Origin of the sequence: Natronospira sp. (genome assembly GCF_007134575.1) — a bacterium.
Taxonomy (GTDB): Bacteria; Pseudomonadota; Gammaproteobacteria; order Natronospirales; family Natronospiraceae; genus Natronospira; species Natronospira elongata.
In genome coordinates this window covers 1-11,268 of sequence record NZ_SLKM01000191.1, presented here as the reverse complement: position 1 = coordinate 11,268, position 11,268 = coordinate 1, and the positions used below count along the sequence as shown (strand labels likewise).

The window sequence follows — 11,268 nt, the reverse complement described above, 5'->3', positions numbered from 1 at the left end:
CGACAACGCCTGGCTGGAATTCAACGAGCAGCGCAAGGGCATGCTGCGCCCCGGCATGATGGCCGATGTCGCGGTCATGTCCCACGACCTGGAGGCGATGGAGCCCGCCACACTGGACCAGCCCCGCGCCGCGCTCACCCTTTGCGGCGGGCGGGTGACCTGGGAGGCGTGAGGGGCTGTGCGGGAGGTCCGCGCACGGCAAGACTTCTTGCGCGTGCGCGGCCGGCGCGCAGTGGACCCATGACAAACGTTCGCCCGAACGTCGCGCCGCACAGTTCCCGTATCCGGACGCCATCGCCGCATGAGTTTCACTTCTGGCATCAGCTAAAAACGGGGGGACTACCCATGCATCAATAGCCCTTGCAGCAATCATAGGCACCGAGCAGTGCTTCAAAGTGATCCCAAGTGCCTCGCGTTAGTGGCTTAAACGACAAACTCATCACGTAATGCTCGCACGTTCTCAATAACGACGAAGCGGAGCCGCGGACTCGCCGTTGGGCGTGTTATAGAGTCTGTCCGACCGCGTCTGGATCATCTTGACTTGTCGAGCCAATCGAGTAGAACTCGATCAAACTCCTCCGGCTCCTCCAGCTGTGGAGTGTGTCCACTGTTTCTGAACAGGTGAAACCTGAGATCCTTCTGCCTGCGTAGCACGTCGTCCCAGAGAACCGGCGGAACCGCGTAATCATGTTCTCCCACCATTACGAGCACGGGTGCTGCCAGCTGTTCGCGGCCCCACCATAACTCATAGCCGTCGGCAAAGAATTCCCGGAAGATCGCCATGGCCCCCATGTTAAGGGGAACTCCCTCCCATAGGTGTGATGCATCGTAGGTGGGGTCGTGCCAGTACCGCGGTCCTTCGGCGACATACTGGGCCACGTATGCCTGTTCCGGTGTCATCCTTCCCCTCCCCTCGGCACGAAAATGTGCCAGCTTTGCGCGAAGCGTGGCCTTTCGCGCCTCCGAGGCATGGGCCTCCCAGTACGCCTCCGCAGCCTTCACGGTTGATATCACATCGACCGGGGGTGCGCCGATCAGAACGAGATGGGATACTCGCTCGGGATACCGCTTCGCATACTCAAGGGCAAGGTTGCCATGATGGGAATGCCCCACAAGCACGACACGATCGTGTCCGAGGTGAGCATGCACTTCGTCGATGTCGTGCATGTACGTATCCAGAGAGATTTCGTCTGGGCCGATAGAAGCATCCCCATCCGCGAAATGCCTGACGTCCACGAAGATCAGGCGGAGCGTGGTGCGAAGCCGATACGAGAATGTTCGCGGGTAGTAGATTGCCGAGCCGATGACCATTGTCGGTAAGCCGCAACCTTCGCAGACACAGCGCAGGAATGCTCCGTCGACATTCACTACTGCAGTGATACTGGGACATCCCCCCCCCTCGCCGTTTGCGAAATAACGGTCACACATCCTCCGCTGCGCCGCAATACAATCGCGCCGAATGACCGATCTCATTGGCGCACCGCAGGCGGCGCGTCCGCCTGGAGCGCCGTTCCTGGCTGTCTAATGGTGAACCAATACACCCAGAACAGGATGACCGCCTGAAGCGGGGCGCGAACGAGAAGATAGACGGGGCCCCATGCGTGTCCGCCCATTGGGACGTGGTTTATTGCGGCATGGACATTTGCCGGGAAGAACAGGATCAGAATTGCCGCAGCAGCCCATCCAGTGAATCGCCTGCACTTCGGAATGAGAAATCCGACCGCGATCACGAATTCAAGAATTCCGGTCACGTACACGAGGAACACTCGGACCGGAACCCAGGTAGGGATCATCTGCACCATGAGTTCTGTCTGGGCGAAGTGCCCAATCCCAGTGAACATGAACAGGATGCTAAGCCCAATGGCGGCGGCACTCCGAGCATCAAAGTCAGAACGCATTGCACCTGAGATGCCCCGGGCAATCAGCCAAGGGGTTATTATCAGGACGAGCATGATGATGGGAGTTGTCACGTGCGGATATCTCCATCCTGCCCCACGACCCGGATCACTCGGCTCAACTGGTGTTCCCCGGGTGGCGGGCCAGTCTCCGGAAATGCCACACCAGCAGCTGTCTTAGACGTCATACTCGTCATGGCGCCGGTTCCACACGTAACTCACCGGAAAGTGACGAGCGCCAGCGTGTTATTCCTCCAACAACCCAGGAACATCCATCACACCCTGCCTCCCAATCTGGGCCTAACATGAAGTGGTAGACGATCAACTGGCTACCCCCTCAAGCAGATCGAGCAGGCTCGCCGTTCCCGTCGGGCCTTCGAAGCCGTAATCCGAACGGACCTCGACCATGGGCAGGCGCCGCCGCTGGGCGTTGATTCGATCACGCTCCCGGGTGTGGCCTTTTCCCGGGCGATTTGCTCGTCGAGGGCTGCGCGCCAATCGTCGACGAAGACGATCTCGGGAATGGCGATGGAATTACGCATTATCGGACTCTCCTTGCCCGTGGTCTGGCGGCACGGGCTCGCCACCTGGTACACGGGCGGTCACGGCGCGGCTCCAGCCGCCAGCCACTCGTCAAATGTCGTGGGCATCACGCGTGCATTCTTGCCGGGCAGGAGCACGTCGCCTGCCATCGACGTGTCGAACGGCCCCGACCAGGTCGGTACGAGTTGCACGTAACGGCCTCGCACCTCGTGCGTGCGCCGTGCCATGTCGACCAGGTCCTGCGTTTGAGGCCCCGCGACATCCGGGTAGCGCCCCAGCGGTTGGTTTGTCACTACCTCGGCTAGTACGTCGGCGATGTCGACGGGGGCGATCGGCTGGACGAGCAAGGGCGCGATTGGCGCAACGCCGTCGCGTACTGTCCAGTCCGTGACCATCGCGGCGAAGTCATGGAACTGGGTGGCGGGAACGACGGTCCAGGGAACCGAGCCGGCCTCGACCAGGCGCTCCTGTTCACGCTTCCCGGCGTAGTGGGCGTTGCCCTCCACTCGATGAAGTCCCGCGATCGACAGCAGGACGTGATGGCGCACTCCGGCCCGCTCCTCAGCGGCCAGGAGGGTGCGTGTGGTGGTGCCAAAGTGGGCCACTGCTTCGTCGCGATCCGTCGTCGTCGCATTCGTCGTGTCCACGACCGCCTCCACCCCGGCCAGCGCCCGGTCCACCCCTTCTCCCGTGAGCAGGTTCACGCCGAAAGCACGGCTGATGGGGATCACGTCGTGGCCTTCCCTCTCGAGACTGGCAGCCGTGAGTCGGCCGATGTGGCCGGTCGCTCCGGCAATCGCTATGCGCATGCAATTTCTCCCGTGTGTTCGTGGTTGAGGCCATGGGATCCCATTCGATCAACAAGCGTAGAGTCTTTGCACAACCCTGTCAACGCTTGTAGAGTGAACAGCATGACCCGACCCGACAACGCACCTCTGTCCCGAAAGGAGCGCCGCCTGCGCACGGAGGCCAGGATCCTCGACGCCGCCAGGCGACTGTTCGCCGAGCTCGGCTTTGAGCGCACGACCATCCGCGCCGTGGCAGGCGAAGCGGGTGTCGATCCAGCGCTGGTGATGCAGTACTTCGGAAGCAAGGACGGGCTGTTCGCCGCCGCGGCACTCTCCACGGTAGACACGGAATCGCTGGTCCAGGCCGAGCACGATGACCTTCCACGGATGGCGTTGGCGCATGTGTTTGCCGATTTCGAAGACCCTGACCGCCGCGCCAGCGCCGTGGCCCTGCTCCGAAGCTGCCTGACGCACCCGGCGGCCCGGCGAATCCTGCGCGACGAGGTGATGGGCAAGACCCAGTCACAGGTGGCACGGACGATAGGTGGCGACGATGCGGGTCTCCGAGCCGCCGTGCTCAACGCCTGCACCCTCGGCCTGACCGTCGCCCGCTACCTGCTGGAAGACTCCGTGCTGGCAAACGCCAGCCCCGATGACATTGAGCGGGTCATGCTCCCTGCGCTTCGGAAAATCGCGGAGGCAAATGAGCAAGACTGAACCCAGCGCTCCCGGCAAAGTGTAAGCACTCCAATAGCCACGCTCGAGCGGCGTCATTGAACGTCAGGTGTCTTTCCGAAGTTCGCGAGGCCGGATGCTGCCATCGCTCGAAACAGATCGAGCCCGAACTCACGCGCCGCCCGAGAAGCAGCCCAACCCTCGGCGTAGCCGGCTGGCGTGGCCGTAGAGAACGCGAAGGGGAAGCCCAATCGTCGACATTGTGTCCACTGCTCTGCGGCTGCCTGAAGTCCAGGCTTCAAGCCGGAACTCCAGGCAGCCCGACAGCAGCCGATGGCTAGCTGCAGATTACCGCAGTGGTGTTGACAGGCTTTATCCTGCAGTTCGAACAAGTACCTGCGACCTCTAACCATAGACATGATCTCCGATCTCGTGCCTGCGTATTCATGATCGGAACTGTGTCGCTGTTCAGACATCCATTACGGGAAGAAGTCAATCTAAGGCTCGCTATACGTCTCAACGGTGTTGATCACCACACTTTCGTTATCCAGCAATACTATGCCGTATCCCGGTGGTCCCGGGTGGCGCGATAGCCGGTCGCTGGTCATGTCGAATACCAGAGGCAGGTGGGTGCTTTCCAGCACGGTAAAGGGGTGGCCCGCCCACAGTCCGCTGACATTGCGATGCAGATGACCGAAAAGCAGTTGCGTTGGCGCGCTGCGGGCACGCAGCAAATGGAAAAGCGCATTGTCCGGATCTCGCAGTCGCAGACGGTCCAGGGGCGGCACACCGATGGCCATGGGCGGGTGGTGCATGAAAATCAACACGGGAGTCGCCCCCGCGCTTTGCAGTTGCGCATCCAGCCAGGCCAACCGAATGGCGCAGAGTTCGCCATGGTGTCCGTTTTCGGCCTGTGTATCCATATAGATGAGACGTGTGCCGTGCAGGTCTTCTCTCGATTGCAGGAAGCTGTCGACAGTGGGCTCATCGGGGAAGATCTTCCGCAGGCTGTCGCGATGGTCGTGGTTGCCCACCAGCAGCCGATAGGGAACCGGGAAGTCTTGCAGCGCATCCCGAAGCACTTCGTAGCCTTCGATACTACCGGACTGCACCAGATCCCCGGTCAGAATCAAGCGATCCGCGTCGGCGTGTTGGTCGCGTAGCTCATCCAGCACGGCGTTCAGTCGTCGCAACGGCTCGGCATTCTGCGCCCGTGGATACCCGGTTTCCGCCAGGTGAAGGTCGGTTATCCAAAGAAGCTTGCTCGTGCTCATCCTTGTGCTCCCTGCCTCGGCCGAATGGCGATCGACGACAGATCGCTGTTTCTATCCAGGGTCGGGCCGGACAGAGCCTTGCGTTCGGAATAGCGGTTCGTGAGGGCATCAACGTGGGGACGCAGCAGGAGGGTGAAGCGAACCAGTTCTTCCATGACGTCAACAATCCGTTCATACAGCGGCGAGGGCAGCATACGACCGGCGGCGTCGAACTCCTGAAACGCCTTGGGTACGCTGGACTGGTTTGGGATAGTGAACATGCGCATCCAGCGACCAAGTAGACGGAGCGTGTTGACCGCGTTGAAGGATTGCGAACCGCCGCTGACTTGCATCACCGCCAGTGTCCTGCCTTGTGTGGGGCGAATGCCGGCCATCTCCAGCGGCAGATGGTCAATCTGCGTCTTCATTACCCCGGTAATCTGGCCGTGCCGCTCGGGGCTGCACCAGACCTGCCCTTCGGACCACAAGGCCAACTCCCGCAACTCGTGAACGGTAGGGTGGTCGTCACCGGCAACCTGATCCGCCAGCGGCAGGTCGCTGGGATCGAAGATGCGCGGTTCGGCACCCATGAAGCGCAGCAGACGCGCCGCTTCCTCCACCACCAGGCGGGAATAGGAGCGTTCCCGCAGGGAACCGTAGAGCAGCAGTATCCGCGGCGGATGGCCGGAGGCGCCGGCCAGCCCCGCCGCCGGGTTCGGGCCGGCGAAACGGTGATCGAGGGCAGGAAGCGTTTCGGGGTCAGGGAGTGTTCGCAGTGGCATAGTCGTTCCTCATCAAGTGCTGGAGCAGGGTGAGCGCGCCGAAGGCCAGGAGCCCGAGCGCGGCGGAAACAGCGAGTGCGCCGCTGCCGAATCGTTCGATCAGCAGGGTGAACAGGAAAGGGGCGAACGCCTGGCCGAAACGGGCCGGTGCCATCAGCCAGCCCTGGCGCCGGCCATAACCATGGGGGCCGAAGATGGCCAATGGCAACGTACCTTTGGCAATGGTCAGAATGCCGTTGCCGGCGCCGTGCAGCAGTGCAAACATTGCCGCCGCCGGCGCGCCGGAAAGCAGCACCGCCAGCGCTCCCAGGGGATGGGCGGTGCTGGCCAGCCGGGCGGAGACCATGGGATGGAAGCGTCGCAACAGGGAAAACTCCAGCAACCGTGCCGCCACTTGAGCGGGTCCCACCAGAGCCGCCAGACCGATAGCAGCCGCAGCGGTGAGGCCGGTTTCCTGGAGCAGGCGCGGCAGATGCGCCGCCATGGCGGTGCTGAGAATCCAGGTGATGGCGAATACCAGCGCCAGCAGGGGCATCGCGAAGCGTGGCGGTGTCTGCGGAGTCTGCGGCTGCCCGGTGTGGCTCACCTCGACCTGGGTGGCTTTGGGTAGTAGAAGGTTGAGGGGCAGACCAATCAGCATGTGCGCCGCGCTCCATGTGAAGCAGGCCGCCCTCCAACCAAACTCCGCGTCCAGCCAGCCGGTGATCGGCCAGCACACGGTGCTGGCGAAACCCGCCATCAAGGTAATGCCGGTAATGGGGCCGCGCGCTTGGCGGCCATAGAAGCCGGTCAGGGTAGCGAAGGCGGCTTCGTAGAGACCCACCGCCATGCCGACACCGATGATCGCCCAGGCCAGCCAGAGCGTGACCGGGCCTTGGGCCAGGCCGAGTGCCAGCAAGCCGGCGGCAAACAGCAGATTGGATGTTGCGAGCAACCCCCGGCCGCCGCGGCCATCAATACGCTGGCCAGCCGCGGGCCCAAGAAAGGCGGTAAGGATCAGGGCCAGGGAGAAGGCGCCGAAGACATTGCCGACCGAAACGCCGAGATCCCGTGCCATGGGCTCCGCCAGAATGGCGGGCAGGTAGTAGGTGGAACCCCAGGCCAGGGTTTGCGTCAGTCCCAATACCAGACTGACCCGTCGACGCGCAGTCATTGGTCCTCTCCCCAGGACGCGGTCGGTTCGACGGGAATTGGAGGAAAGATGCCAGGAACACAGAAGCCTCCGTCATCAAGGCATCGATCATCGATGCATACGGACAAAAAAAGGGTCACCCTTCTTGTCTTCCTCTCTTCGGAGTGTTTTCGGTAGCCAGTTTGCTGGCGACGATACAGTCGGTAGCGTCCAACCAAGCATCGACCGCCACTTGAAACGCATCCCTGCCCTTATCGGTCAATTCGTACACTTTACGGGAACGACCCTGGACCACCTGAGCGGTGGAAGAAAGGTAACCGCCTGCTTCGAATTCATTCAGTACCGGATACACCGTTCCCTCGGAAGGGCTGCAGCAGCCCTTGGTGCTTTTCTCGACCGCCTGTACCACTTCATAGCCGTGCATCGGCTTGCGGTGAAGTACTCCTAGTACAAAGAACTTGGACAGCGACATCTTGATGATGCCGCGCCAGTAGCTGGGATCACTGTAGTCCGGTGCCTGTCGACCACCGGTCCGGGCCGATTTGGTTGCTGCATTCATATTCTCGCACTCTATACCTCGATGATCGAGGTGTCAAGAGAGGGGATTGCGGTGCATGACTTGAATGCGGTCCCCAGTAGGCAGTTAACGACAACCATCAGCCGCGCGAACTACACCCTGATTGCTTTCTGATCGCATATGTTCATGGCCTGGTTCGCCACGGCCTTAACTTGGTTCAAGAGGCGTCCGTTAATAACGTCAGCAGGCACTTCCAGAGCGAAACACAGGATTCCCCCGCATCAAGGTTGCATCATCAACACAATGCCGAACAAAGCAGCGACGATCCCCATCAGCTGTAGCCACGTAGCACGTTCCCGTAGTATCGCGAAGGCAAGGATGGCGGTTGGGACCGGCGTCAGTGCGCCGGCCACAGCAACCACCGACAGCATCCCTCCACGAGCGGCGATTACGAAAGTCAGAGTGCCGAGCGTTTGGAACAGACCGACAGCGGCCACCATCCACAGACTCTTCGCGGAGGATCTCAGGCTCGGCCTCAGAGCCGGAACCAGAGCGCCAACAGCGATTGCCGATGCAACCGTGGCAGCCATCGCCGGCCACAGCGGGCTGCTGGAATCCTGCGGCTGATCCAGAAAGACGAAGAATAGTCCTAGCCACAAGCCCGCAAAAGTCGCTTGGAGGATGCCGCGATCACAGGCCAGAAATCCCCGCTGATCCAGACGGCCGGGAGTTCCCCCAGTTGGTTGGCTATGCGTGTGGACCACCTGCTCCTTTCCAGACTTGGCGCCGCCGCTGACCAGGACAATCGCGACGACAACTAACGCGATCCCAATCAAGGCCAAGGTCGAGGGCCGCTCACCCAGCCATAACCCAACTACGAACGGCGCAACCGCGGTCCATACTCCCGTGACCGCTGCGATAACGCCCATCCTGCCGTTCGCCAACGCACGATAGTAGAGAATGAAGCCAAGCCCGAGAACGACGCCGGCTGCGCTCCCCCACGCAAGCTCCATTACGCTTGGCCTTCCTCCAATAGCCACGGCGCACCCGGTTATGACCACGGCACCTATGGACTGGGAGTAAAGCACCAAAGTTAGCGGGTGCATCCTGCGACCCACCAGGCCGGCAAGAAAATCGGCGACTCCGAAACTGATCGCAGTCAACAACCCGAGCAACAAGAACATGATAACTTCCTCGAAAATCGCAAGAGAATGCAATGATTTAGCCCTGATCGGGCTATAGCGAGGAAGGGAGTGTGAGGGTTGCTCACCGCCTTGGCATCGGTCTTTAGACCGATGCCAAGGCGGCAGTTCAGTGGCAGTTCTATCGGGTACGGTTAGCGCGCTTTCCAGCCATTGGCGGTTCGAGCAGTTGGGTGCCCTTTGCGTAAACGGCCAAGTGGGCCCGGCTGGACATGCCCAGCTTGTCCAACAGACTGCTCACATGCGACTTCACTGTCTTTTCCGTAATCCCGAGCCGATCAGCGATTGTCGCATTGCAATCGCCCTCTCCGATTAGCGATAAGACTTGGCACTCCCGGTCGGTGACGCGATCGCGTATCGGATCATTCGCCAGCGCTTCGCAAGCGACAGGATCTATCACTGTCCTGCCCTTCTGGACCTCCAACAACGCATCCCGCAACTGCTCAGAACCGGTAAAATGCGTCAAGTAGCCACAGGCACCAAGCCGCAATGCCTCCCGTATGTAATCAGGATGCAGTTCACGTGCGAGCACGACCGCGCGCTCACTGCGCTGACCGTCCGCCAAGTATCGCAGCAGTGAAAAGCCAGGTTCGACAGGGAGATCAATGTTGAGCAGAACGATGTCAACACTTTTCGCATCAAGTGCAACCAGGGCCTCCTTCACGGTTGCAGCTTCGCCCACGAGCGCATGATCGGGCCAAGACGCCATTAATGCCTGTAAAGCTTCCCGGAATAGGCGATTAGCGTCTGCCAGGAAGATTGTGGTTTGCATGTGCACGGTTTCTCTCTCAAGCAAATCCAACACTTTACTCACCGGAGAACGACGAGCGCCAGTGTGTTATTCTTCCAACAACCCAGGAACATGGACTTCCCCCGGTATCGTGAGCACGTCCCGGCCTCAAAATGAGGCCTGCTCGAAGGCCTCCGGGCTGACGCCGCCGAGATGCCCATGTCGGCTGCATGGCATTGTTGTGCACGCAATCCGAGGGAGCGCCGCGCAGCTATTCCTTCTTCGAGGCCGGATGCTTCATGTTCATATAGACACCCCCGGTTTCGAGTTCATCAAGCATTTGACGCAACCGCTTTTCCTTGGTCTCTTGCCTCTTGGCACTATTGATCCAGAGTAAGTAATCATTCCTCTGATATGGCGGCCTTTCGTCGTATGCAGCCATGATTCCCCGCTCAAGCAACGCACACTTCACGAACTCGGGCATAGGTTGCCGGCCTCTCTTGAGGTTAGACTTATCATCTTGCATCAGATCCCTCCGAATTCATTACGCACAACGCGAAAGCTAAGCCGCGCCGCTTTGCGGCGTCGGCTTGAGCTTATAGTTAGGGCATAGCTTTTGGTACAGAAACTCTGGCGCAAAATCTGCACCGTTTGGCCAAACCAGAGTGCCGAGCTCCGAATCCACGCTCACGCGCTTGAACTCCTCGGGGATCGATATAGGCTCAAACATTCGGCCCCACAATTCAGACTCCAGATCGATTTCACCTTCCGCTCCATCAGCAAATCGCACCCAAACTACGTACTCCCGACGGTGCTCTGCGTCTATGACTCTCGGGACCATGGCGCTCACTCCAATGGTGCTATTCGGACAAGGGGCTCTCGCTGTTCCGCAAGGCGCCAATCGTCCAGAAGTTCTGCCTTGTGACGCTCTCTCCATTCTTCCACAAGGCCGAGTGCCCGGGGAGGCAACCAACCCGCCAAAATCTCACCAGTTTCAATTGCAACTACCGTTTCATTCTCACCGTACTTGGCATGGAAATGCGGCGGCGGATTATCGTTGTAGTACATTGCGATCAATATTCAAAAAATCGGCTGATTTCAGGCATCCTTCAACCTCGATTGCTATCCCCAACGCAAAGCTGAGCGGCGTTCCGCGTGATTGCAATCACGACGCGTTCTTCATAACTCCGCAGGGGAGGTCTCGCAGCCTATCGCCGTTTCCCACGCGATCAGAAGCTTGGGCGATCGGTCTCTGGTAGGCCACGGATTCGTTTGACCGCCGCATTCTTGTCTGGTGATCGTGCTGAGCGGTTCCACGCCAATGAACGAACCGGCCGGCAGATGTTTCGGCAGTCGGTGTCGATGGGGCCTGGAGGCGTTCTGACACGCCTGGAAGGAAAGTTGCAGAAGCATCGTGGTTCATCCCTGTCCCCGATTCGAATTCGGCGCATTGAGCCGGTGCCAGGGCCACAGTGTGCCGTGACGGCACGGGTGAGGCCAATGCTTCGAAGGCGGGAGGTGCAGCGGGTCCGATGCGCCGTGTCGTGGGGGACGGTAGGCCGGATCTTCGGGGATGTTGGACGTTCCGGTGAGCGGAGCCTCTAGCGGGCTCCACATCCCTGATTTCATAATTGATTTGGCGGAGAGGGAGGGATTCGAACCCTCGATACGGGAGTACCGTATACACACTTTCCAGGCGTGCGCCTTCGACCGCTCGGCCACCTCTCCGGTACTTGCAACTCTCAAACGCT

General features: G+C 60.3%; 14 protein-coding genes, 1 tRNA gene and 1 pseudogene. 2 read left to right on the top strand and 14 right to left on the bottom strand.

The annotated features are described in order from the left end of the window. The first annotated feature begins 13 nt into the window (after positions 1-13). Complete coding sequence (locus ACJWXQ_RS07425; RefSeq protein ID WP_406672503.1) at positions 14-172, top strand: amidohydrolase family protein; 159 nt, start codon at positions 14-16, stop codon at positions 170-172. Positions 173-531: 359 nt separating this feature from the next. On the opposite strand, the gene ACJWXQ_RS07420 is transcribed toward ACJWXQ_RS07425, so the two are convergent. The 4 genes and pseudogenes from ACJWXQ_RS07420 to ACJWXQ_RS07405 form a co-directional block, all read right to left on the bottom strand. Then, a complete protein-coding gene (locus tag ACJWXQ_RS07420) occupies positions 532-1,311 on the bottom strand; it encodes an alpha/beta fold hydrolase (RefSeq protein ID WP_406672502.1) in 780 nt (259 codons plus the stop codon). 158 nt (positions 1,312-1,469) lie between these two features. Continuing rightward, entirely contained in the window at positions 1,470-1,970 is a 501-nt protein-coding gene (locus tag ACJWXQ_RS07415; RefSeq protein ID WP_406672501.1) for a hypothetical protein, read from the bottom strand. 118 nt (positions 1,971-2,088) lie between these two features. Further along, positions 2,089-2,303 (bottom strand): annotated as a pseudogene (locus ACJWXQ_RS07410) (DUF899 family protein). 194 nt (positions 2,304-2,497) lie between these two features. Beyond that, complete coding sequence (locus ACJWXQ_RS07405; protein ID WP_406672500.1) at positions 2,498-3,247, bottom strand: SDR family oxidoreductase; 750 nt, start codon at positions 3,245-3,247, stop codon at positions 2,498-2,500. Between the two features lie 102 nt (positions 3,248-3,349). On the opposite strand from ACJWXQ_RS07405, the gene ACJWXQ_RS07400 reads away from it, so the two are divergent. Then, positions 3,350-3,943 carry a TetR family transcriptional regulator gene (locus ACJWXQ_RS07400; protein ID WP_406672499.1) on the top strand — a complete coding sequence of 198 codons (594 nt, stop codon included), beginning with the start codon at positions 3,350-3,352 and terminating at the stop codon, positions 3,941-3,943. Between the two features lie 455 nt (positions 3,944-4,398). Here the strand turns inward: ACJWXQ_RS07400 and ACJWXQ_RS07395 are convergent, their stop codons facing one another. The 10 genes from ACJWXQ_RS07395 to ACJWXQ_RS07350 all read right to left on the bottom strand — a co-directional run bounded on the left by ACJWXQ_RS07395 (position 4,399) and on the right by ACJWXQ_RS07350 (position 11,245). Beyond that, complete coding sequence (locus tag ACJWXQ_RS07395; RefSeq protein WP_406672498.1) at positions 4,399-5,175, bottom strand: phosphodiesterase; 777 nt, start codon at positions 5,173-5,175, stop codon at positions 4,399-4,401. Continuing rightward, positions 5,172-5,936: an arsenical resistance protein ArsH gene (gene arsH / locus ACJWXQ_RS07390; protein WP_406672497.1), complete on the bottom strand. Its 765-nt coding sequence runs from the start codon at positions 5,934-5,936 to the stop codon at positions 5,172-5,174. Before arsH ends, ACJWXQ_RS07395 begins: the two co-directional genes overlap by 4 nt. Beyond that, positions 5,914-7,089: an MFS transporter gene (locus tag ACJWXQ_RS07385; RefSeq protein WP_406672496.1), complete on the bottom strand. Its 1,176-nt coding sequence runs from the start codon at positions 7,087-7,089 to the stop codon at positions 5,914-5,916. The genes arsH and ACJWXQ_RS07385 overlap by 23 nt, the downstream gene beginning before the upstream one ends. Before the next feature lie 115 nt (positions 7,090-7,204). Then, positions 7,205-7,627 (bottom strand): PadR family transcriptional regulator, encoded by a 423-nt coding sequence (locus tag ACJWXQ_RS07380; RefSeq protein ID WP_406672495.1) that lies wholly within the window; start codon positions 7,625-7,627, stop codon positions 7,205-7,207. A 239-nt stretch (positions 7,628-7,866) separates the two neighbouring features. Beyond that, the gene (locus tag ACJWXQ_RS07375; protein ID WP_406672494.1) at positions 7,867-8,769 is read right to left on the bottom strand and encodes an EamA family transporter; all 903 of its coding nucleotides are present in this window, start codon (positions 8,767-8,769) and stop codon (positions 7,867-7,869) included. A gap of 139 nt (positions 8,770-8,908) precedes the next feature. Next, positions 8,909-9,592 carry a LuxR C-terminal-related transcriptional regulator gene (locus ACJWXQ_RS07370; protein WP_406672493.1) on the bottom strand — a complete coding sequence of 228 codons (684 nt, stop codon included), beginning with the start codon at positions 9,590-9,592 and terminating at the stop codon, positions 8,909-8,911. A gap of 196 nt (positions 9,593-9,788) precedes the next feature. Then, positions 9,789-10,043 carry a YdeI/OmpD-associated family protein gene (locus ACJWXQ_RS07365; protein WP_406672492.1) on the bottom strand — a complete coding sequence of 85 codons (255 nt, stop codon included), beginning with the start codon at positions 10,041-10,043 and terminating at the stop codon, positions 9,789-9,791. A 36-nt stretch (positions 10,044-10,079) separates the two neighbouring features. Continuing rightward, positions 10,080-10,358 carry a DUF2442 domain-containing protein gene (locus ACJWXQ_RS07360; RefSeq protein WP_406672491.1) on the bottom strand — a complete coding sequence of 93 codons (279 nt, stop codon included), beginning with the start codon at positions 10,356-10,358 and terminating at the stop codon, positions 10,080-10,082. A gap of 5 nt (positions 10,359-10,363) precedes the next feature. After that, positions 10,364-10,585, bottom strand: a complete 222-nt coding sequence (locus ACJWXQ_RS07355; protein ID WP_406672490.1) for a DUF4160 domain-containing protein — start codon at positions 10,583-10,585, stop codon at positions 10,364-10,366. Positions 10,586-11,154: 569 nt separating this feature from the next. Beyond that, positions 11,155-11,245, bottom strand: a tRNA-Ser gene (locus ACJWXQ_RS07350). Between the last annotated feature and the right edge of the window lie 23 nt (positions 11,246-11,268).

What these genes read in the sequence shown, in the direction of transcription:
- ACJWXQ_RS07375 (WP_406672494.1), bottom strand. Translation starts at nt 8,769, where the DNA reads ATGTTCTTGTTGCTCGGGTTGTTGACTGCGATCAGTTTCGGAGTCGCC.
- arsH (WP_406672497.1), bottom strand. Translation starts at nt 5,936, where the DNA reads ATGCCACTGCGAACACTCCCTGACCCCGAAACGCTTCCTGCCCTCGAT.
- ACJWXQ_RS07400 (WP_406672499.1), top strand. Translation starts at nt 3,350, where the DNA reads ATGACCCGACCCGACAACGCACCTCTGTCCCGAAAGGAGCGCCGCCTG.
- ACJWXQ_RS07380 (WP_406672495.1), bottom strand. Translation starts at nt 7,627, where the DNA reads ATGAATGCAGCAACCAAATCGGCCCGGACCGGTGGTCGACAGGCACCG.
- ACJWXQ_RS07420 (WP_406672502.1), bottom strand. Translation starts at nt 1,311, where the DNA reads ATGGTCATCGGCTCGGCAATCTACTACCCGCGAACATTCTCGTATCGG.
- ACJWXQ_RS07360 (WP_406672491.1), bottom strand. Translation starts at nt 10,358, where the DNA reads ATGGTCCCGAGAGTCATAGACGCAGAGCACCGTCGGGAGTACGTAGTT.
- ACJWXQ_RS07405 (WP_406672500.1), bottom strand. Translation starts at nt 3,247, where the DNA reads ATGCGCATAGCGATTGCCGGAGCGACCGGCCACATCGGCCGACTCACG.
- ACJWXQ_RS07365 (WP_406672492.1), bottom strand. Translation starts at nt 10,043, where the DNA reads ATGCAAGATGATAAGTCTAACCTCAAGAGAGGCCGGCAACCTATGCCC.
- ACJWXQ_RS07395 (WP_406672498.1), bottom strand. Translation starts at nt 5,175, where the DNA reads ATGAGCACGAGCAAGCTTCTTTGGATAACCGACCTTCACCTGGCGGAA.
- ACJWXQ_RS07385 (WP_406672496.1), bottom strand. Translation starts at nt 7,089, where the DNA reads ATGACTGCGCGTCGACGGGTCAGTCTGGTATTGGGACTGACGCAAACC.
- ACJWXQ_RS07355 (WP_406672490.1), bottom strand. Translation starts at nt 10,585, where the DNA reads ATGTACTACAACGATAATCCGCCGCCGCATTTCCATGCCAAGTACGGT.